General features: G+C 72.9%; 19 protein-coding genes. 9 read left to right on the plus strand and 10 right to left on the minus strand.

Annotated features, from left to right (window positions below; translation table 11 throughout):
• Positions 1 to 138: 138 nt before the first annotated feature.
• On the minus strand, positions 139 to 552 hold the full coding sequence (locus ACZ6IM_RS06745; RefSeq protein WP_087810698.1) for a roadblock/LC7 domain-containing protein: 414 nt from the start codon (positions 550 to 552) through the stop codon (positions 139 to 141).
• Between the two features lie 105 nt (positions 553 to 657).
• On the opposite strand from ACZ6IM_RS06745, the gene ACZ6IM_RS06750 reads away from it, so the two are divergent.
• A complete protein-coding gene (locus ACZ6IM_RS06750; RefSeq protein ID WP_052837050.1) occupies positions 658 to 1086 on the plus strand; it encodes a PPOX class F420-dependent oxidoreductase in 429 nt (142 codons plus the stop codon).
• 28 nt (positions 1087 to 1114) lie between these two features.
• On the opposite strand, the gene ACZ6IM_RS06755 is transcribed toward ACZ6IM_RS06750, so the two are convergent.
• The 5 genes from ACZ6IM_RS06755 to ACZ6IM_RS06775 form a co-directional block, all read right to left on the minus strand.
• Entirely contained in the window at positions 1115 to 1720 is a 606-nt protein-coding gene (locus ACZ6IM_RS06755) for a GTP-binding protein (protein ID WP_469554599.1), read from the minus strand.
• A 64-nt stretch (positions 1721 to 1784) separates the two neighbouring features.
• The gene (locus ACZ6IM_RS06760; RefSeq protein WP_469554600.1) at positions 1785 to 2198 is read right to left on the minus strand and encodes a DUF742 domain-containing protein; all 414 of its coding nucleotides are present in this window, start codon (positions 2196 to 2198) and stop codon (positions 1785 to 1787) included.
• A gap of 18 nt (positions 2199 to 2216) precedes the next feature.
• Positions 2217 to 2654: a roadblock/LC7 domain-containing protein gene (locus ACZ6IM_RS06765; RefSeq protein WP_469554602.1), complete on the minus strand. Its 438-nt coding sequence runs from the start codon at positions 2652 to 2654 to the stop codon at positions 2217 to 2219.
• Positions 2651 to 5251 (minus strand): sensor histidine kinase, encoded by a 2601-nt coding sequence (locus ACZ6IM_RS06770; RefSeq protein ID WP_469554603.1) that lies wholly within the window; start codon positions 5249 to 5251, stop codon positions 2651 to 2653. Before ACZ6IM_RS06770 ends, ACZ6IM_RS06765 begins: the two co-directional genes overlap by 4 nt.
• A gap of 66 nt (positions 5252 to 5317) precedes the next feature.
• Positions 5318 to 6094 (minus strand): MHYT domain-containing protein, encoded by a 777-nt coding sequence (locus ACZ6IM_RS06775; RefSeq protein WP_469554605.1) that lies wholly within the window; start codon positions 6092 to 6094, stop codon positions 5318 to 5320.
• A 152-nt stretch (positions 6095 to 6246) separates the two neighbouring features.
• Between ACZ6IM_RS06775 and ACZ6IM_RS06780 the strand changes: the two genes are divergently transcribed.
• Entirely contained in the window at positions 6247 to 6846 is a 600-nt protein-coding gene (locus ACZ6IM_RS06780) for a class I SAM-dependent methyltransferase (RefSeq protein ID WP_469554607.1), read from the plus strand.
• 1 nt (position 6847) lies between these two features.
• Here the strand turns inward: ACZ6IM_RS06780 and ACZ6IM_RS06785 are convergent, their stop codons facing one another.
• Positions 6848 to 7603: an alpha/beta fold hydrolase gene (locus tag ACZ6IM_RS06785; RefSeq protein WP_052837048.1), complete on the minus strand. Its 756-nt coding sequence runs from the start codon at positions 7601 to 7603 to the stop codon at positions 6848 to 6850.
• A gap of 122 nt (positions 7604 to 7725) precedes the next feature.
• Between ACZ6IM_RS06785 and ACZ6IM_RS06790 the strand changes: the two genes are divergently transcribed.
• Positions 7726 to 8250: a PadR family transcriptional regulator gene (locus tag ACZ6IM_RS06790; RefSeq protein ID WP_052837047.1), complete on the plus strand. Its 525-nt coding sequence runs from the start codon at positions 7726 to 7728 to the stop codon at positions 8248 to 8250.
• Here the strand turns inward: ACZ6IM_RS06790 and ACZ6IM_RS06795 are convergent.
• Positions 8236 to 9096 carry an oxygenase MpaB family protein gene (locus tag ACZ6IM_RS06795; protein WP_469554610.1) on the minus strand — a complete coding sequence of 287 codons (861 nt, stop codon included), beginning with the start codon at positions 9094 to 9096 and terminating at the stop codon, positions 8236 to 8238. The genes ACZ6IM_RS06790 and ACZ6IM_RS06795 overlap by 15 nt on opposite strands.
• Before the next feature lie 115 nt (positions 9097 to 9211).
• Here ACZ6IM_RS06795 and ACZ6IM_RS06800 point away from each other — a divergent pair, with 115 nt between their 5' ends.
• From ACZ6IM_RS06800 to ACZ6IM_RS06810, 3 genes are all read left to right on the plus strand, one after another.
• Positions 9212 to 9541 (plus strand): hypothetical protein, encoded by a 330-nt coding sequence (locus ACZ6IM_RS06800; protein WP_052837045.1) that lies wholly within the window; start codon positions 9212 to 9214, stop codon positions 9539 to 9541.
• Between the two features lie 142 nt (positions 9542 to 9683).
• A complete protein-coding gene (locus tag ACZ6IM_RS06805) occupies positions 9684 to 10613 on the plus strand; it encodes a hypothetical protein (protein WP_469554612.1) in 930 nt (309 codons plus the stop codon).
• A 178-nt stretch (positions 10614 to 10791) separates the two neighbouring features.
• The gene (locus tag ACZ6IM_RS06810; RefSeq protein WP_469554613.1) at positions 10792 to 12186 is read left to right on the plus strand and encodes a tannase/feruloyl esterase family alpha/beta hydrolase; all 1395 of its coding nucleotides are present in this window, start codon (positions 10792 to 10794) and stop codon (positions 12184 to 12186) included.
• Between the two features lie 4 nt (positions 12187 to 12190).
• On the opposite strand, the gene ACZ6IM_RS06815 is transcribed toward ACZ6IM_RS06810, so the two are convergent.
• Complete coding sequence (locus tag ACZ6IM_RS06815) at positions 12191 to 12373, minus strand: hypothetical protein (protein ID WP_052837043.1); 183 nt, start codon at positions 12371 to 12373, stop codon at positions 12191 to 12193.
• Positions 12374 to 12656: 283 nt separating this feature from the next.
• Between ACZ6IM_RS06815 and ACZ6IM_RS06820 the strand changes: the two genes are divergently transcribed.
• Positions 12657 to 15521, plus strand: coding sequence for a DEAD/DEAH box helicase (locus tag ACZ6IM_RS06820; RefSeq protein WP_469555253.1), 2865 nt, complete (start codon positions 12657 to 12659; stop codon positions 15519 to 15521).
• The gene (locus ACZ6IM_RS06825) at positions 15518 to 16786 is read left to right on the plus strand and encodes an SWIM zinc finger family protein (RefSeq protein WP_469554614.1); all 1269 of its coding nucleotides are present in this window, start codon (positions 15518 to 15520) and stop codon (positions 16784 to 16786) included. Before ACZ6IM_RS06820 ends, ACZ6IM_RS06825 begins: the two co-directional genes overlap by 4 nt.
• A gap of 156 nt (positions 16787 to 16942) precedes the next feature.
• Here ACZ6IM_RS06825 and xylA read toward each other — a convergent pair whose 3' ends face one another.
• On the minus strand, positions 16943 to 18106 hold the full coding sequence (gene xylA, locus ACZ6IM_RS06830; protein WP_469554616.1) for a xylose isomerase: 1164 nt from the start codon (positions 18104 to 18106) through the stop codon (positions 16943 to 16945).
• Positions 18107 to 18261: 155 nt separating this feature from the next.
• On the opposite strand from xylA, the gene xylB reads away from it, so the two are divergent.
• Positions 18262 to 19707: a xylulokinase gene (gene xylB / locus ACZ6IM_RS06835; protein ID WP_469554617.1), complete on the plus strand. Its 1446-nt coding sequence runs from the start codon at positions 18262 to 18264 to the stop codon at positions 19705 to 19707.
• The last annotated feature ends 59 nt before the right edge of the window (positions 19708 to 19766 follow it).

The raw sequence follows: 19766 nt of genomic DNA on the forward strand, positions 1-19766 counted from the left end.
GGCTCGTCTCCCCCGTGGAGTGTGTGGCCGGCGCTGTCCGCGCCCGCTGACACACAAAACCGTAGCCGCAGCCGCGACATCCGTGATGAGCCTGTGGATAACTCTGCGGCCGACCACCGAGGAACCCGAAAGCGCAGGTCAGGGCTCGGTGGGCGATATCCGTCCCGGCTGCCGCGCATCGACGTCGAGGTGCTCGCCCACCCGGTTCACGAGCAGTGTCATCTCGTACGCGATCTGCCCGATGTCGGCCTCCGCTCCGCTCAGCACGCACAGGCAACTGCCCGAACCCGCAGCGGTGACGAACAGTACGGCGTCATCGAACTCGACCATCGTCTGCCGTACCTGACCGGCGCCGAAGTGACGGCCCGAGCCCTTGGCCAGGCTGTGCAGTCCGGACGAGACGGCGGCGAGGTGCTCGGCGTCCTCGCGTCGCAGGCCCGTACTCGCCCCGGTCACCAATCCGTCGTTGGACAGGACCAACGCATGCCGTACGTGTTCGACGCGCGCTGTCAGGTCGTCGAGCAACCAGCCCAGTCCCTGGTTCTGCACCATGATCCGATCTCCCCGTGTCTCCCCGTACTCGTTGCGTCCCCCTGGCCGGGGGACCCGTCCGCCAGCCTTCACCACGCCAGTGCTCCGGGCAAGGAGGATGGGGGCATGGCACAGAAGATGACCGATGAGGAATGGCGGGCGTTCGTCTCGGACGGCACCCGCACCGGAAAACTCTCGACCGTCCGGGCCGACGGCAGCCCGCACGTGGCGCCCATCTGGTTCCTGCTGGACGGGGACGACCTGGTGTTCAACACCGGCAAGGACACCGTGAAGGGGCGCAATCTCGTCCGTGACGGCCGCATCGCCCTCTGCGTGGACGACGACCGGCCGCCCTTCGCCTTCGTCGTGCTGCAGGGGCGTGCGCGGATCTCGGAGGACCTCGGCGAACTGCGGCACTGGGCCGCCCGCATCGGCGCCCGCTACATGGGCGAGGAACGGGCCGAGGAGTTCGGGGCGCGCAACGGCGTCCCGGGCGAACTCCTCGTCCGTGTCACCGTGGACAAGGTCCTGGCCCTGAAGTCGGTGGCGGACTGAGGCCACCCGGCCAGGGGCCCAGGTCCGGTCAGCGGACGGAGTCGAGGAGCCGGGCGGTGTGCATCCGCCCGGCGTACTCGACGAGGCGGATCAGCACCTCCTTCCCCGAGTCGCGGTCCCGGGCGTCACACAGCACCACGGGCGTTCCCGGGTCGAGGTCGAGAGCGCGCAGGACGCTGTGCTCGTCGTGGCGGCGTGCTCCCGTGAAGCAGTTCACGGCCACCACGAACGGGATGTGCCGGTGTTCGAAGTAGTCCACCGCGGGGAAGCAGTCGGCCAGGCGCCGGGTGTCCGCGAGGACGACGGCGCCGAGGGCCCCCTGCGCCAGTTCGTCCCAGAGGAACCAGAACCGGTCCTGCCCCGGCGTGCCGAAGAGGTAGAGGGAGAGGCCGGAACGGATGGTGATGCGGCCGAAGTCCATGGCGACGGTCGTGGTGACCTTCCGGTCGATGCCGTCGGTGTCGTCCACCAGCCGTCCGGCCTCGCTGAGCAGTTCCTCCGTGCGCAGCGGCCTGATCTCGCTGACCGCGCCCACCAGGGTGGTCTTGCCCACGCCGCATCCTCCGGCGACCAGGATCTTCAACGCCAGTGCCGTCGTGTCGCCGTCCGTGGCGTCGGAGCGTTCGGAGACCATCGATCACTTCTCTCGGTGCGGGTGGTCGTGCACATGGGTGCCGGTCGTGGTCTTTCGGGCTTCTCTACAGCGCGCGCAGTCCGTCGATCACTTCGCGCAGGATCCGTTCGTCGGGCAGCTGCGCCGGCGGCACGGGGCGGCTGACGGTCACGCACCCCAGTTCCATCAGGTCGCCCAGGAGCACCCTGATGACACCCACGGGCAGGTCCGCGTCGGCGGCGAGTTCGGCGACCGACTGGGTCTCCGTGCGGCACAGGTCGATCAGCGTGCGGTGTTCCGGCCCGAGCACGGTGTCGTCGACGCCCGGTGCGCCGACTGCGCGCGTGACGAGGGCGATCAGGTCGAACCGTACTCCCGTGGGGCCCGGCCGGGTGCGGCCGCCGGTCATCGCGTAGGGGCGGACGAGGGGCCCGGCCTCGTTGTCGTACCACTGGCTGCCCGGTTCTTCCCGGCCTCCGCCCGTGATGTCGTCGGTCATCCTCGATGCCCTTCCGGGTCATCCGCGGAAGGGTGGTCGCGCGGCGGCACGTGGCGCGGTGTGCAGGTGCTCGCCGACGCGTCTCACCAGCCGTGCCATCTCGTAGGCCACGAGACCGATGTCCACCGTCGCGGCGGTGAGGACGGCGAGGCAGGAGCCGTCTCCCGCCGCGGCCACGAACAGGAACCCGTCGTCCATTTCGACCATGGTCTGGTGCACGCCCCCGGCGCCGAAGTGCCGGCCCGCTCCCTTGGCCAGGCTGTGGAAGCCGGAGGCGACGGCGGCGAGGTGCTCGGCGTCTGCGCGGCCCAGGTCGTTCGACGCGCCCACGGCGAGCCCGTCGTTCGACAGCACCACGGCGTGCCGCACCTCGTGCACGCGTCCGACGAGGTCGTCCAGGAGCCAGTCGAGTTCGTGGGCCCGCCGGGCGGTTCCCGTGCCGGGATTCTGAATCATGCGGGGTCTCCTTCGGTACGGTCCCCGGCCGACGGCTCCGGGGGTGCCGGCCGGCCGGGGCGACGGCCGCCGCCGCGCGACCAGCCGTCGCGGTAGGCGGCCATGCGGTCCCGCACGGCCTCGGGGGTGCGCTCCTCGTCGCCGCGCGCCCGGCCGGGCGGCGGCGCCACGGGGCTCGCGTCGCGCAGTTGGGGGGCGAGACTGGCCTGCCGTACCCGGCGGGGAAGGTCGTCGTCGGACTCTCCCGCCGGCCGCGGTGGGCCGGAGCCGGCGCTCGTCGCGGGGGCCCGGGAGGCGTCCGGGGCATCGGGGACGTCGGAGGATCGGTGCAGCCGCAGGGCGGGCGTTCCCGGGGGCCGGCCGGATGTGGCGGTGCGCGTCCCCGCCGGTGCGGCGGATGCCAGTGCCGGCCGGTCGACCGGTGCGGTTACGGGATCCTGCTGCCCGGCGGAACCGGGCACGCGCGCGTACAGGTGCGTTTCGGGCCGGGCCGCCTCGTGTGCCGCCCCTGGAGCAGTTGCCGCCGTTTCGCCGTCCAGGAGTGCGGTGGGCAGGAGCACGACCGCGGTGGTGCCGCCGTAGGGGGAGGTCTTGAGGTGCACCTTGATGTCCTGTCGCGCGGCGAGCCGGCTGACGACGAACAGGCCGAGCCGGTCGCTGTCGAACAGGTCGAGCGTCTCCGACCGTGTGATGCGGTGGTTGGCCTCGGCGAGGGCCTCCTTGCCCATGCCCAGCCCGCGGTCCTCCACCTCGATCGCATAGCCGTTGCCGACGGGTTCACCGGTGACCCGCACGCGCGTGTGGGGTGGCGAGAACTGGGCGGCGTTCTCGATGATCTCGGCCAGGAGGTGGGTGACGTCGGCGACGGCGGCGCCCTTGACGGACGCCTCGGGGAGCTGCCGTACCTCCACGCGCGCGTAGTCCTCGACTTCGGAGACGGCGGCACGGACCACGTCGGTCAGGGAGACCGGCATCCGCCAGGCTCGGCCGGGCGCCGCGCCGGAGAGGATGATCAGGCTTTCGGCGTGGCGCCGCATGCGGGTGGTGAGGTGGTCGAGCCGGAAGAGGTCGCCGAGTTCGTTCGGGTCGTCGGAACGGCGTTCCATGCTGTCCAGAAGGCTCAGTTGGCGGTGGACGAGGATCTGACTGCGACGGGCGAGGTTGACGAAGACCCCGGCGATGCCGCCGGCGAGTTCGGCACGCTCGACCGCGGCGCGCAGCGCGGCCCGGTGCACGCTGGCCAGGGCCTCGGCGACCTGCCCGGCCTCGTCCTCGGCAGGGGGCCGGGGCGGTGCCTCGGACCGGATGTCTATCTCGTCCCCCGCGCGCAGCCTGCGCATCGCCTCCGGGAGTTTGTGCCGGGCGATCTCCAGGGCGCTGTTGCGCAGGCTCACCAGTTCGACCACCAGGCCACGACCGATGCGGACGGAGATGACGAGCGACGCTGCCACGGCGAGGAGACCGAGGAGGACCGCGGCCCCGGCCGGGGTGAGCACACCGCGGGTGAACGGGTCGGCCCGGTCGGCGACCGAGCGTCCGGCGTCCTGCTCGATCGCCCGCATGCCGTCCCGTACGCGCGCGTGGGCCTGGTCCCAGGCGGACCGGGGTGCCGTCGCCTCGACCGGTCGTCCCGGCGCACCGCCGTCGAGCAACCGGTCCTCCGCGGCGCCCACGGCCAGGTAGGCGCCGCTGTCGGCCAGCTCCCGCCAGGCCGCGCGTTCGTCGCCGCGCAGATCGGCCACGGCGGACTCGGTCAGCGTCCGGCGTGTGTCGACGGCGCCGGTGAACAGGCGAAGCCGTGTACCGGCGAGCCCGTCGGCCAGACGGGCACCGGCCAGCAGGGCGTCCTCCTGGGCCAGTGCCTCGCCGGCGCGGGCGAACTCGACCAGTACGCGCGCGTCGGATCCGGGATCGGCGTCCTGGACGCCGCTCAGGGCGCCGCCCACGTGGAAGGCCGTCGTGATGGCCGCCGTGTAGCGGCGGTAGGCCTCGTCCCAGTCCGCCCGGTGGTCGAGGACGGCGGTACGCAGGGGCCCCAGTCGTTCGGCACCGGTGACGAACGCCTTGAGCCGCCGGGCCACTCCGGCGGGCAGTTCCTCGCTGTCGGCCACGGTGTGGTGGTCGCCGAGCCGCAGCCTTCCCACCGCGCGGTCGGTGCGCGCGGTCAGGTCCCGGAAGTCGGTCTCCGGCACCGAGGACGGGTCGGTGGTGTGGCGGACGGCTGCGAGCCGCTCGGCCTGCAGGGCCGCCACGGCGGCGCTCACGGGGACCCGGACCCGGGTGTCCACGCGCTGGACCTGCCGCAGCCGGGAGATGTCCTGAGCGGTGGTGACGGTGGCGTACGCCCACAGGGCCAGGAGGGAGACGACGGGCACCATGAGGAGGCAGACGATCCTGGCGCGCACGGTGCGGGGCTGTACGCGTCCGGGCCACGCGCGCGTGGCGGGCGGGCCGGCTGCCTCGTCGGCGGGCTCCCTCGGACCCTCGTCGGCGGGTGGTCCGGCGTGCGCGCGACGGCCGCGCACGGACGGCTGGGGCGGCGTCCCGACGCCTGCTTCGGGCGTGGGACGTGCGGGGGTGGTACGGGGTGGACGCATGGCATCCTCGCTCAGGACGGGGTCGGTGCGCTGTCGCCGGGCCTGCCTCACGGCCCAGGTCCGCCGCTACGGGGCGGTGCTCCCGGCGGGTTGCTGCCGGGCCGCGGTGGACGCCTCGCGTTCCCCGGCCGTCGGCGACAGGGCGACGAAGGCCGACGTCAAGAAGAGGTAGGACCCGAGGCCGACGGCGAGGGGGAAGATGAACTGCATCGCCGTGGCCCCGGGAAGCGTCTCGCCGGAGGGCGTGACGCGCACGCTCACCGCGAACATGCCGGTGTAGTGCATGCTGCTCACCGCCGCCCCCATGATCAGCGAGGCGAGGGTGACCGCGAGGGGCGACTCGGTGTGGAGCGCCGCCCACAGGGCCGCGGTGGCGGCTGCGACGGCTATGAGCACGGAGAGCCCCACCCGTACCGGGTCGTAGCTCACCTGGCCGTGCAGGCGCATGGCCGCCATGCCGAGGTAGTGCATGCTCGCGACACCGAACCCCGTCGTGAGTCCGCCGAGCAGCAGTGCGCGCGCCCGGTTGCGGCCGTAGCCGACGGCGAAGACGCCGGCACAGACGACGAGCACGGCGACGAGCAGACTCACGAGGGTGAGCGGTACGTCGTACCGGATGTCGGTGCCGCTGACCCGGAAGCCGAGCATGGCGACGAAGTGCATCGTCCAGATGCCCGTGCCGATCGCCGAGGCCGCGGTCAGCAGCCAGTTGCGGCGCGTGCGCCCGGTGGCGGCCAGGGCGCGCACGGTGCAGCGCAGTCCGAGGGCCGCGCCGGTACAGGCCATCGCGTACGACAGCGCGGGTGTCAGCCAGCCCAGGGCGGCGTGGTCCAGGTGTCCCATGACCCCGGGACGCTAGTCCCCAACCGGGCGCACAACGGGGGCGCATTTCGAAAGGTGTTGTTATCTGACACAGAGGGGCGCTGGAACGATCGCGTCACGCTCGAACATGTGCGCTGCGGCGCCTTCTTGGCTCTTGGGGAATCATGCGAGACATGAGCGACGACCACACACACGTGCAGGAGTTCTTCGGTCCCCGGGCCGCCGACTGGGACCGCCGGTTCCCCGACGACGGCCCGGCCTACACGGCCGCGGTCCGGGAACTGGGGTTGCGTGCAGGTGATCGGGTACTGGACGCGGGGTGCGGCACCGGCCGGGCCCTTCCCCCGTTGCGGACGGCCGTGGGGCCGACGGGGCTGGTTGTCGGGGCCGATCTGACACCTGCCATGCTCCAGGCCGCCGTACGGGCGGGCAGGGACCGTGCCGGGCGCCTGCTGCTGACCGACGTGGCGGCGCTGCCACTGCGTTCCCGGACGCTCGACGCGGTGTTCGCGGCGGGTCTCGTCGCGCACCTGCCCGATCCCGCGGGAAATCTGCGGGAGTTGGCGCGTGTCGTGCATCCCGGCGGTGTGCTGGCGCTGTTCCACCCCATCGGCCGGGCGGCGCTCGCGGCCCGGCAGGGACGGCGGCTCACGCCGGACGACCTGCGCGCCGAGCACAACCTCCGTCCGCTGCTGACCGGTTCCGGATGGGACATGACGGCGTACGTCGACGAGGACACCCGGTTCCTGGTCCTGGCGACCCGCGCGGACTGAGTCAGCCCCGCCCGGCGACCGCCGCCACGAACGCGTCGGGGCGGTCGAGCATGACGTTGTGCCCGGCTCCCGGCACGGTCGTCACCCGTACGCCCGCGGCCTCCAGGGACTCACGGCCCTCCAGTTCGCCGCTGAGTCCGCCCTGGAGGTACACACGCTCGACCGGGAGCCCCTCGAGAAGAGTGCGCATCACAGGGTCGGAGCCCCGGCACAGCCCGACGGCCGAGCGGTGCAGGGCGCGCGGATCCGTCAGCCGCATCGTCGCCGCCCATTGGGGGCCGACGTCCTCCAGCACGCGCGCGTGGCCGCCGTCGACGAAGTCGTCCTCCTGGTAGGAGGCGATGATGCTGCTGCCGGCGGTCGGCGGCGGAGCAGCGTCGAGGTTGGCCTCCGTGAGGACCAGGCGAGAGACCAGCTCCGGCCTCCGGTGGGCGAGGACGACGGCGACGGCACCGCCCATGCTGTGTGCGACCAGTTCGGCTCCGGCCAGTCCCGCCTCGTCCAGCACGGCGGCCAGTGCGTCGGCGTGGTCGACGAGTGTGTACCCGAAGTGCTCCGGTCGGTCGCTGATGCCGTGGCCCGGCAGATCGACGAAGAGGCTGCGCCGGCCCGCCAGTTCCGCATGCGCCGCGATGTGGGCGTGGTACACGGAGGAGACCGAGCCGAGCCCGTGCACGTACACCCGCGCGGGTTCCTCGCCGGGCGCCTCCGTCCAGCGAATGCGGCTGCCCCTGTCGTCGAACCGTGCCTCGTTCAAACCGTCCCCCTGTGGAGTGTCACGTTTCCCGTCCTCCCCGGAGGATACATCGAGCCCGATGTATTGAGGAACCGATGTACAGCGTGCACGGAACCCCAAGCACCGTGGGAGATAATGCGGGCATGCTGGAGCTCGCCGTCCTCGGTTTCCTCTACGACGCCCCGCTGCACGGCTACGAGCTGCGCAAGCGCATCACCGCGCTGACGGGGCACGTGCGGCCGGTCGCCGAGAGCACGCTCTACCCCGCGATCAAACGTCTGGAGAAGGCGGGCCTCCTCGCACGCACCACGCAGCCCGGCTCCGTGGCTGCGCCGCGCCACGTCCTGACCCTCACCGAGGAGGGGCGACGGGAGCTGCGCCTCCGGCTCGCCGAGCCCGTTCAACGCGACATCACCGACGAGAACCGCTGGTTCACGGTGCTCGCCTTCCTCCGGCACCTGGACGACGCCCCCGCCCAGGCCGCCGTGCTGCGCCGCCGGCTCGCCTTCCTGGAGGAACCCGCGAGCTTCTTCTACGACGGTGACCGGCCGCTGTGCGCCGAGGAGTTGGACGACCCCTTCCGGCGTGGCGTCCTGATCGTCGCGAGGGCGACCTCCCGGGCGGAACTCAGCTGGCTGCGGGAGACGATCGCTTCACTCGGCGGCTGACGCGCCGATGTGGCGGACCGGACAGCCCCGGACGCCGGGAACCGGGCGGGTGCCCAGGTCGGTCAGTCGGTAGCCGTTCGGGTAGCCCTTGATCTCCCGGTTCTGACGGGCGTGGTGCGGGGCACGCCTCGGCGGCAGCAGACGGACCACGCGTCCGCGCAGCCGGACGGCGCGGCGCACGGCCGCGCGGGTGGCGGGACCCGGCGGAGCGTACCGAAAGGCCCGGAGAAGGGGCTCGTCGAGCAGGGCGAGGGTCCCGGCGCGCAGGAGCGGCGCGAGAGGGCGCGGATACCAGGACGCCATGAGGTCGAGCGTGGCGTCGGAGACGCGGCGCGCGCCCTCGTCCCAGGCGAAGTGGGCCTCCTCGTAGGCGTCGAGACAGGCTTCGAACTCCTCATAGGTGCCGGGGATGTCCCTGATGCCCATGTGCCGTCCCAGCGTGCGGTAGTGGACGGCGGAGGCGACGGTCTCGTGGCGCGACATCCTGCGCCACCCGTAGGTGTCGATCCAGCGCTTGGGGATCACGACGAAGGTGCACAGGACGTACCGCATGTCGTCGTTGGTGATGTCGTAGCTGCGGTGCATCCGGTTGATGCGCCGGATGGCCGTGCGGCCCTGCTCGCTGTCGAAGCCGTGCTCGACCACGGCGTCGAGCAGCAGCGCCGTGTCGTCGTACCGCTTCTGGGGCCGGTCGGTGAACTCCGCCGTCTCGGCGAGCAGCCGCCCGATGCTCGGCACGGCGTAGGTGCGGTAGAGCGCCAGCTCCAGGGCACGGGCGAAGTCCCAGGGGAACTCGTAGGCCGAGGACAGCCGGTAGATCTCCGAAGCGTTCTCGTAGGGATCCATGCGCCGGATCCGTGCCAGTAGTTCGAACCGTCGCACCCTGACCGCCCCCTTCTGCCGCCGAGGCTTCAACTCTACGTTGAGTAGCAGGAGATGCACGGTCAGCCAGGGTGATCGTATGGGGAGGGTGGTCCGCTTGTTCGGCAGGATCCGCGAGGCTTGGGACAGATCCCGCACCGCTCGGCGCACGGAGGAGAAAGGGAAGGGGGCGAGCGCGAGAGGCGGGTCCCGCTCACACAACCTGTTCGAGGCCGCGGCCGCCTACGTCTCGGCGTGTGTGGACGACGATCAGGACCGGATCGACGAGGCGGCGGGCCGCGTGTCACCGGAGGCGCTGTCGTTCGGGGTCAACGAACTGGCGTGCCGGGCCGTGATCGCGCTCGCGCGGGAACGGGACGAGCCCCCTCGGGACGTGGCCCGTGCGCTCCTCGGACTGCCCGCGGTCTGAGCGTCGTGCGCCGGGTACCACATGGTCGATTCGTCCCCCTCCAACCGGAAAGCTGCAGCTCGGGCGCGTCTGGGAGTCGTGACAAGGGCTTCCCGGGCGCACTAGGGTGCCCGCCATTGGACGAACCGATGGGGAGGCTGGGATGGCCGGGACGGACGAGGACGCCGTCGCCGCCGCGGACGATGCGCTCTATGTGCTCACGGCGGTACTGCTGACGCCGGCGAAGTTTCCGAGTGTGCTGGGCGACGACTACCCGGAGGCGTGCGCGGCGCTCGGTCTCCCACCGCTGGCCGACGGCTACGGCCTGGTGCTCGGCCAGGACGGTGACGGTGCCCGGTGGACCGTCGTCATCGACGACGTCTCCCTGGTCGCGGTCGCCGTGGCGTCCTGGGACTGCGGCATGGAGTACGACCTGTCGCCGGACGAGCGAACGGTCGTCACCGTGCTCCCCGGCTGGCCCCTCGCGGTCGCCGTGGCGGCACCCGGTGTGCCCGTGCCGCACGACCCGGGACCCGAGTCCACCGACCAGCCCGCGCTGTGCCCGCCGGACACCACGGTCTGGGGTCCGGCGCAGCGCCGTCTGGGGGCCGACGAGATCGCCCTGCAGTGGGCCCAGTGGCGGGAGCAGATCGACGACGCGGAGTTCCCGACGCCGGGCGGCGACGCCGGCTCGCCGGACGCCACTCCCGGCGACGGAGGGCAAGCCGGCGCGGGCGCCGAGGCGAGCACCGACGGGGGCGCACCGGCCGGCGCCGCGGACCAGGCCGGTGCCCCGGACGAGCGGACCGGCGACGGAACCTTTCGGCACGGGGGTGTCCGGCGGGTCCTCGCGGAGGCCCGCGCCTACATCGACACACCGCCGCCGCTCGGCCGGGTCCGGTCCTCGTTCGCACCGGGAGACGCGCGGACGCTGCGCGCGGACGGCCCCGGCTGGTCGCTCGTCGCCAGGACCGACGACATCGCGTTCGTCCTGCTCGACGAGGAGCCCGGTGAGGTTCTGCCGGTGGGGCGGGGGCCGTCGCTCCCCGGACTTCTGGAGGCTCTCGACAGGATGGCCGTACGGCCGAGCTGACCGGGAACACCTAAGGCCTCCGACGGTTCGGGGCCGGGGAAGCACGGGTCTCCGACTGTCTTCGGCCGCCATGACCCGCTCTCCGCGTATGTGGCTCCAGCCCATGGAGCAGGTCGTGGCGGAGCCGCACGATGGGGCAGCCCTCGGCTCCACTTCCCCGTCGCGCTCGGAGGACCTGATGCGTCTGCCCCGTGGTGTCCCGATCCTCGCCGCCGTCCTGACCGCCCTCACGCTCACCGGGCCGTCGCCCACCACCGCCGCGGCTGCCGACGCCGGCGCGCACTGCGCCCGGAAGGAACGGGTGCGGGTGCCGGGCGCGGCCGTGCAGCGCAGCGCCTGCCTGGCCGATCTGACGACCACGGGACTGGCGGGCACCCCGTACACCGACCTCGCGGACCAGGCCGGGCTGACGGCGAGTGGTACCAGAACGCCGTCCGGGGTGCCCGGCATCCAGGTCGACGGGTACTTCCCGGACTCCTCACGCTTCAACGCCACGCACGGCTGGCGGCACGACGCCCAGTTCGTGATCCGGCTGCCGGACCACTGGAACGGCGGCCTCGTCGTGACGGGGGCGCCGGGCACCCGCAAGCAGTACGCCACGGACAAGGCGATCTCCGACCGTGTACTGGCCCAGGGGTACGCGTACGCCGCGACCGACAAGGGCAACAGCGGAACGGACTTCTACCGGGACGGCAGGCGACCCGGAGACGCGGTCGCGGAGTGGAACGCACGCACCACCCAGCTCACCCGGGCTGCCCGCCAGGCCGCCGCACGGCGCTACGGGCACGCCCCGCGGCGCACGTACATCGCGGGCATCTCCAACGGCGGCTATCTCACCCGCTGGCAGTTGGAGAACCACCCCGGGCTCTACGACGGCGGCGTGGACTGGGAGGGGGCGCTGTGGACCGCAGACGGCCCCGGACTGCTCACCTCCCTTCCGGCGGCGGTGGCCCGGACGCTGGGTACGGCCGGCGACGAGGACCTGTACGCGGCGGGGTTCGCGCGCGGTTCGGAGTTTTTGTGGCCGTACCACGAAAAGGCCTACTGGGGCGTGACGCAGAAGATCTACCGTGCCGAGTTCGACCCGGCCTACGATCTCCACTGTCCCGGGCCCACCGCCGGGTCCTCCCCCGAGGAGATACTGGCGCCGTGCCCGTCCGACGCGACGTACGACTACGCGGCACGCCCCGCCTCCGTCCACCGCGCGGTGGCACGGGTGGCACTGACCGGACGCATCGGGAAGCCGTTGATCACGCTGCACGGCGATCTGGACGCGCTGCTGCCCGAGGCCACCGACTCCGACGTCTACGCACGGATGATCGACGCGAGCGGGCGCGGGCGGCTGCACCGCTACTACACGGTCCCGGGCGGAACCCATGTCGACGGGCTGTACGACACGTATCCCGACAGGCTGCGGCCGATCCTGCCCTGCTTCCGGTCCGCCTTCGACGCGCTGACCGGGTGGGTGGAGCGGGGAACCCCGCCGCCCGCCGACCACGCGGTCGGCGAGCCCGCGGACGGCGACGTGCTCAACGCCTGCGCTCTGGCCCAGTCGGCCCCATCGCGGGATTAGCGCCTCAACGGCCTATCTCCCTGCGCGAGACGCGACGCAGCCTGCGCCGCTGTGAGGGATCGAGCGTGAGGTAAGCGGCGGCCGGGACCCCCAGAACTATCAGCAGGGCGGCCCACCAGGGCAGCCAGATCAGCAGGATGAGCCCGACCGCCACACCCCCCGCTGCGACCTTGGCGTTTTTCGACATGATGTCGCCTCCTTCGCGGCCACTGCCGCTCTCTGTCCTGAAAACGGACCCGCGCTCCCGGCAGTTCCGCGGCGCGACCCTGAGAACTCCCTGAGGACCGACCCCTACGCGCCCCTGAGAGCTTGTCGGCGAGAGCTCGTCGGCGGCCGAGGCCGGAGGGACTGCGAAGACACCTCCCCATCTGAAGAGTGAGCCATGCCACAACGCAATCGCAGCCCACAGTTTCGTTGATCGCGTACAATCGGCCGCTGCATTCTGGCTACTCAAATTTGAGGTATACGTCATCGCTGCGCAGAACGCTCTTCCGACCTCCTCCGAGATCTCCGCACTCGTCGACTGCTGCGCCGTCTTCCTGCCCGGTGATCCGGCCCGCACCGGAACGGTCGCCTTCTGGCGGCCCGACGGCGAAGCGCCCGGCACCTTCCCGTCGGGGGCCGTGGGAAACCTGGCCGTCGTACTGCCCGACGACGAAGGCGTCGAAGCGGTGCGCGTGCCGGCGGTGCTGCTCCCGGTACGGGCCGCCCTGCCGGTGCTCACGCGCGCGCGTGCCCGCGCGGACGGACATCGGGCGCCGGTGTTCTGGGGCGCGGTCGCCGTGGAGGCCCTGCGCCTCGTGGCGCGCGGGCTGTTGCTGCCCGGCCTGTCCGCGGCCGGGCACGACGCCTGGCGCGCGGGCCCGCTGGGCGCGGAGGAGACCGAGCGGGTCCGCCACCTCGCCGCCGCCATGCCGCCCGAGGCGCACGCCGTCCCGGTCGACGACACCGCTCCCCTGCGCCTGCCCGACCCGGAACGGCTGGTGCGCTCCTTCCTGGACGCCGTCGCGGACACGCTGCCCCGCTCCCCCGCCGCCGAACTCCTCACGGCCGGGCCCGCCTACGCCTCGCGGGAGCCTCGGCTCTCGCCCGAGCTGCGCGAATGGGCCCTGGACGTCGCCGCGGGACACGACACGGGCGTACGGCTGTCCCTGCGCATCGAGGTGCGGGGGCTGTCGGCCGCGGCTCCCCAGGACGCCCGGCCCACGTTCCGGGCGGTGCCCCAGGTGCACAGTGTCAGTGATCCCGCGATCGTCGCGGACACCGCTCAGGTGTGGGCCGGCACGGTGGGCGCCGCGTTCGGCACACGCGCGCGGATGGACGCCCTGCTCGCCCTTCGGCGGGCGGCTCGGGCCTGGCCCTCGCTCACGCCCCTGCTGTCGGCGGCCGTGCCGGACGCGGTCGAGCTCACCGACGAAGAGGTCGCCGAGCTGCTCGGCCCCGGCTCCCGAGCGCTCACCGGTGCGGGAGTCGACGTGCACTGGCCGAGAGAGCTGGCCCGCGGCCTGACCGAGCACGCCGAGGTGGGGCCCGGCGACGGCGATCCGCAGTCGCGTACGGCTGCGTCCGAGGCCGGCGCGTCGTTCCTGTCCGCCGACGCGCTGCTCGCCTTCAACTGGACGTTCGCCCTGGGCGGCAAGGGCCTCACGCGTGAGGAGCTGGACCTGCTCGCCGAGGCCAACCGCCCCGTCGTGCGGCTGCGCGACCAGTGGGTGCTCGTCGACCCCGAGAAGGCCCACCGGGCACGTGCCCGGCAGGACCACAAGGTCACGCCGGTCGACGCGCTCGCCGCCGCCCTGACGGGCTCGACGGAGGTCGACGGACGCCGCGTGGAGGTGCGTCCCACGGGATGGCTGGCGGCCCTGCGGGAGCGGCTCGCCGACCCCGAGGCGCAGGACGCCGTGGCGCAGCCCGCCGCCCTCCGGGCCACGCTGCGCGACTACCAGCGGCGAGGCCTCAACTGGCTGGTCCGCATGACGTCGTTGGGCCTCGGCTGCTGTCTCGCCGACGACATGGGGCTCGGGAAGACCATCACGCTGATCGCCCTGCACCTGCACCGGCAGACGGACGTGGACGCCGCAGGCCCCACCCTGGTGGTCTGCCCGACCTCCCTCATGGGCAACTGGCAACGGGAGATCGAGCGGTTCGCGCCCGGCACGCCCGTGCGCCGCTTCCACGGCACCCGCCGCGACCTCGGCGACCTCGTGGACGGCGAGTTCGTGCTGACCACCTACGGCACCATGCGCCTGGACACCGACCGGCTCTCCGCCGTGTCTTGGGGCATGGTCGTGGCGGACGAGGCGCAGCACGTGAAGAACCCGTACTCCGAGACCGCGCGGCAACTGCGTTCCATCGGCGCCCGCGCGCGCGTGGCGCTGACCGGCACCCCGGTGGAGAACAACCTCTCGGAGCTGTGGGCCGTCCTCGACTGGACCACCCCCGGGCTGCTGGGCCGGCTCGGCAGCTTCCGGCGGCACTACGCCCAGGCCGTCGAGGGCGGACAGGACCCGGCGGCGGCGGAGCGACTGGCCCGGCTCGTACGGCCCTTCCTGCTGCGGCGCCGCAAATCGGATCCCGGAATCGCGCCGGAGCTGCCGCCGAAGACCGAGACGGACCATCCCGTGTCGCTGACGACGGAACAGACGGGCCTGTACGAGGCGGTGGTGCGCGAGGCGCTCGCGGAGATCGCCGGGGCCGATGACATGGCGCGGCGCGGTCTGATCGTGAAGCTGCTGACGAGCCTCAAGCAGATCTGCAACCACCCGGCGCAGTTCCTCAAGGAGGACCGGCCGAAGATCACCGGTCGCTCCGGGAAGCTGGAACTGCTGGACGAGCTGCTCGACACGATCCTCGCCGAGGGGGCGAGCGTGCTGGTCTTCACGCAGTACGTGCAGATGGCGCGGCTGCTCGAGCAGCACTTGGCCGCGCGCGGCGTGTCGTCGCTGTTCCTGCACGGCGGCACGTCCGTCACCGCGCGGGAGTCGCTGGTGCGGCGGTTCCAGGACGGCGAGGTCCCGGTCTTCCTGCTGTCGCTGAAGGCGGCGGGCACCGGACTGAACCTCACGCGCGCGGAGCACGTCGTGCACTACGACCGCTGGTGGAACCCGGCCGTCGAGGCACAGGCCACCGACCGTGCCTACCGCATCGGCCAGACCCGCCCCGTGCAGGTGCACCGGCTGATAGCGGAGGGGACCATCGAGGACCGTATCGCCGCCCTGCTGAACCGCAAGAGGGAACTCGCCGACGCCGTTCTGGGCTCGGGCGATGCGGCGCTCACGGAACTGACGGACGCCCAACTGGCCGACCTGGTCGAACTGCGAGGGGGTACGCGATGACTCGGTACGACGACGAGGTGGAACTGACGTTCGTCGCGCTGCCGCCCGCGCAGGGACAGGGCTTCGCGCAGACCTGGTGGGGCCGGGCCTGGCTGAAGGCGCTGGAGGACGCGGCGATGGACGCGGCGCAGGTGAAGACCGGGCGCAGGCTGGCGCGCGCGGGAGCGGTCGGCGCGGTGTCGGTGCGGCCGGGACGCATCACCGCGGTCGTCCAGGACCGGGACCGTACGGCGCACCGGGCCGACGTCCTGCTGGAGCAGCTCTCCGGCGCACAGTGGGACCGCTTCGTCGACATGGCGATCGAGCGTTCCGGGCATGTCGCGGCGCTGCTGGACCGCGACATGCCGCCGCACCTCGTGGAGGACGCCGCGGCCGCCGGCATCGACCTGCTGCCGGGCATGGGCGACTTGGAACCGGAGTGCGACTGCGGTGCCTGGGACCACTGCGGGCACACCGCGGCCCTCTGCTACCAGGTGGCCAGGCTGCTGGACCAGGATCCCTTCGTCCTGTTGCTGATGCGAGGCCGCGCGGAGAGCGCCGTGCTGGAGGCCCTCCAGACACGCGGCTCCGCACCCGCGGAGGAGGCCGCTGCCCGACCGGAGGGTGTGGACGCCGCCGAGGCGTACGCGGCGGGGCAGGTGCTGCCTCCACTGCCCGCGCCGCCCGGCCTCGCGGACCTTCCGGGTGTACCGCCGTCCCTGGACACGGAGGCGGCCGCCCCGCCGGGTGTCGACCCGGCCGGCCTGTCCTTCCTGGCCTCCCGGACGGCGGCGGAGGCCCACCGCCTGCTCGTCGAGGCCCTGCGCGGCGGGCACGACCGGCGCGCCGTGGCCCCGGAGCCGACCGTGACGCAGGATGCGGTGCGCCTGGCCGCGGGAGATCCCGGACCGGATGGGCTGGACCGCCTCGGTGAGGGTTCGGGGCGCACGCGGGAGGCCATGGCCGCGGCCGTGCGCGCGTGGCGGCTGGGCGGTGGAGCCGCCCTGTCCGTGCTCGAGGAGGAATGGGCGGTGGAGGGCGACACGCTCACTCGCGCGCGTGCGGCGCTGGAGACAGCCTGGGAGGAGGACGAGCGGCCGTCCTTGCGGGCGCGGGCCAACCGGTGGACCGTCGTCGGCGCACCGCAGCAGCTCCGCCTGGATCGCGAGGGGCGTTGGTGGCCGTACCGCAGGGAGCACGGCCGATGGGTCCCCGCGGGCGACCCGAGTCAGGACCCGGCGACGGCGCTGGCTTCGGCGACCCTCGCGACGGGGGACGAGCCCTGAGACCGAGCCCGGCGCCGTCCTGCCCGGTATGGCCTCGTCCTGTGTCTCTCCGCCGTCCTGTCCAGGCGTAGGGATTCGGGCTGTTGACGACCCGCACGTGCTCCGGCCCCGTCCACGAGGGAGGGGGCCGGAGCACGCACACTGGGGCCGGAGTGATCAGCGGGCGCCGAGGAGGTGGTCCATGGCGAGCTGGTCGAGGTGCTCGAAGGCCATGCCGCGCGCGGCGGCCGCGTCCACGTCGAAGGTGTCGTAGGCGCTCCGGTCGGCCAGCAGGGCGGCGAGACCGTCCTCGGCGGTCGGCCGGGCCAGCTCGTCCAGCCGGGCCGCGGCCAGCGCGTCCTGCACCTGCGGGTCGGCGCGGAAGGCCGCGGCCCGGTCCTTGAGGATCAGGTAGTTGCGCATGCAGCCGGCCGCCGAGGCCCACACGCCGTCGAGGTCCTCGGTCCGCGGCGGCTTGAAGTCGAAGTGCCGCGGACCCGCGTACCCGGCCCGCTCCAGCAGGTCGACGAGCCAGAAGGCGGCCCGCAGGTCGCCCGCACCGAACCGCAGGTCCTGGTCGTACTTGATGCCCGACTGGCCGTTGAGGTCGATGTGGAAGAGCTTGCCCGCCCACAGCGCCTGGGCGATCCCGTGGGGGAAGTTCAGACCGGCCATCTGCTCGTGGCCGACCTCCGGGTTCACGCCGTACAGCTCCGGCCGCTCGAGACGCTCGATGAAGGCCAGGGCGTGTCCCACCGTCGGGAGCAGGATGTCACCGCGCGGCTCGTTCGGCTTCGGCTCGATCGCGAACTTCAGGTCGTAGCCCTGCTCGGTGACGTACTCGCCCAGCAGGTCGAAGGCCTCCTTCATCCGGTCCAGGGCGTCCCGCACGTCCTTGGCGGCGCCGGACTCCGCGCCCTCGCGGCCGCCCCAGGCCACGTAGACGCTCGCGCCCAGTTCGACCGCGAGGTCGATGTTGCGGATCGTCTTGCGCAGCGCGTAGCGGCGCACGTCCCGGTCGTTGGCCGTGAAGGCGCCGTCCTTGAACACGGGGTGCGTGAACAGGTTCGTCGTCGCCATCGGCACCTTCATGCCGGTCGCGTCCAGCGCCTGCCGGAACCGCTTGATGTGCGACTCCCGCTCCGTGTCGCTCGACCCGAAGGGGATCAGGTCGTCGTCGTGGAACGTGACGCCGTACGCGCCCAGCTCGGACAGACGCCGCACGGACTCCGCCGGGTCCAGGGCCTGCCGGGTGGCGTCACCGAACGGGTCACGGCCCTGCCAGCCGACCGTCCACAAACCGAACGTGAACCTGTCCTCGGGAGTGGGCTGGTAGTTCATTCCGCGGCTCCTCACTCGCTGCCGGTCAATCGCTGCCGACTATTTCGTCATGGCGCTTTACAAATTAGTATGCACACACGGTCCTGGGAAGGGACAAGGTGTCCCCGAAGGAGTGAAGGCCGGGTCACAGGACCCGCGGAAGAGGGAGAAGCCCGATGTCAGCAGCCGAGGGTCCGCTCGTCGTCGGCGTGGACACGTCCACCCAGTCCACCAAGGCACTGGTCGTCGACTCGGCCACCGGCCGGGTCGTCGCGAGTGGCCAGGCGCCCCACACCGTGTCCTCCGGGGCCGGCCGGGAGAGCGACCCGCGCCAGTGGTGGGACGCGCTGGGCGAGGCCCTGGCCCAGTGCGGCGACGCCGCCCGCGAGGCCGCCGCGGTGTCCATCGGCGGGCAGCAGCACGGTCTGGTCACGCTGGACGCGCAGGGCGAGCCGGTGCGCCCCGCCCTGCTCTGGAACGACGTGCGATCGGCCCCGCAGGCCCGCCGCCTGATCGAGGAGCTGGGCGGGGCCAAGGTCTGGGCGGAACGCACCGGGAGTGTCCCCAGCGCCTCCTTCACGGTCACCAAGTGGGCCTGGCTGGCCGAGCAGGAGCCTCAGGCGGCCCGCGCGGTGAAGGCCGTACGGCTCCCCCACGACTACCTCACCGAGCGCCTCACCGGTGAGGGGACCACCGACCGCGGCGACGCCTCCGGCACCGGCTGGTGGGCGTCGGGCACGGAGGCGTACGACGAGGGGATCCTCGCGCGCGTGGGGCTCGATCCGGCGTTGCTGCCCCGGGTCGTCCGGCCCGGCGAGGTGGCCGGCACCGTGCGCGACGGCCACGGCCTGCCGTTCTCCAAGGGCACCCTGGTCGCCGCGGGCACCGGCGACAACGCGGCCGCCGCACTGGGCCTCGGACTGCGCCCGGGCGTCCCGGTGATGAGCCTCGGCACGTCGGGCACGGTGTACGCCGTGTCGCAGCGCCAGCCCGCCGACCCGACCGGCACGGTGGCGGGCTTCGCCGACGCGCGCGGCGACTGGCTGCCGCTGGCCTGCACTCTCAACTGCACGCTCGCCGTCGACCGCGTCGCGTCCCTGCTGGGCCTGGACCGGGAAGCCGTCGAGCCGGGCACCGACGTGACGCTCCTGCCCTTCCTGGACGGCGAGCGCACACCGAACCTCCCGCACTCCTCCGGCCTCCTGTACGGGCTGCGGCACGACACGACCGCCGGCCAGCTGCTCCAGGCCGCGTACGACGGCGCCGTCCACTCACTGCTCGGCGCGCTCGACCTCGTCCTGGACGCCGACGCGGACCCGTCCGCGCCACTGCTGCTGATCGGCGGCGGCGCCCGGGGGGCGGCCTGGCAGCAGACGGTGCGGCGGCTGTCGGGACGCCCGGTCCAGATCCCGGAGGCCAGGGAGCTGGTCGCGCTCGGCGCCGCGGCACAGGCGGCCGGCCTGCTGACCGGCGAGGACGCGGCCGCCGTCGCCCGGCGTTGGGACACGGCCGCCGGACCGGTGCTCGACGCCGTGGAGCGGGACCAGGCGACGCTGAACAGGATCACCGGGGTACTCTCCGACGCGGCACCGCTGCTGGAACGGGACGCGGCCTCCCACTGAGGACGTGCTCGCGCGCAGGAGCGCCTCCGGACCGGGGCGTGGCGCAGGCACCCCGCCCG

This window comes from Streptomyces sp. NPDC042336, assembly GCF_055581985.1.